The organism is Mycobacterium sp. DHQP2018-32-09, from assembly GCF_058148405.1.
In genome coordinates, this window is the sequence record NZ_JBYVYK010000130.1 from 1 (window position 1) to 488 (window position 488).

General features: G+C 50.6%; 2 protein-coding genes. Both read left to right on the forward strand.

Annotated features, from left to right (window positions below; translation table 11 throughout):
• Nucleotides 1-275, forward strand: a 275-nt coding sequence (locus AC30CM_RS27000; RefSeq protein WP_490119975.1) for a nicotinate-nicotinamide nucleotide adenylyltransferase, incomplete at its 5' end; no start/stop codon positions are given.
• A 20-nt stretch (nucleotides 276-295) separates the two neighbouring features.
• On the forward strand, nucleotides 296-488 hold a 193-nt coding region (locus tag AC30CM_RS27005), incomplete at its 3' end, for a histidine phosphatase family protein (RefSeq protein ID WP_490119976.1).

Consider the following 488-nt stretch of genomic DNA (forward strand, 5'->3'; position numbering starts at 1 on the left):
TACTCGACAATGCACATTTGATCGTCTGTCGGCGTCCAGGTTACCCACTTGAAATGGCGCAACCGCAATACCAGCAATGGCTGGAAGATCATTTGACACATAACCCGGAAGATCTTCACCTTCAGCCTGCCGGTAAAATTTATCTGGCTGAAACGCCGTGGTTTAACATCTCGGCGACCATCATCCGCGAACGTTTGCAAAACGGTGAATCGTGTGAGGATTTATTGCCGGAACCGGTACTGACTTACATTAACCAACAAGGCTTGTATCGCTGATACCTGTCGTTACGGAGGGCATGATGCGACTGTGGTTAATTCGTCATGTCGAAACGCAAGCGAATGTCGATGGTCTGTACAGCGGTCATGCGCCCACTCCCCTGACCGCACGCGGTATTGAGCAAGCGCAAAATCTGCATACGCTGCTACATGATGTTTCCTTTGACCTGGTTTTATGCAGTGAACTGGAACGGGCACAGCATACCGCGCGAC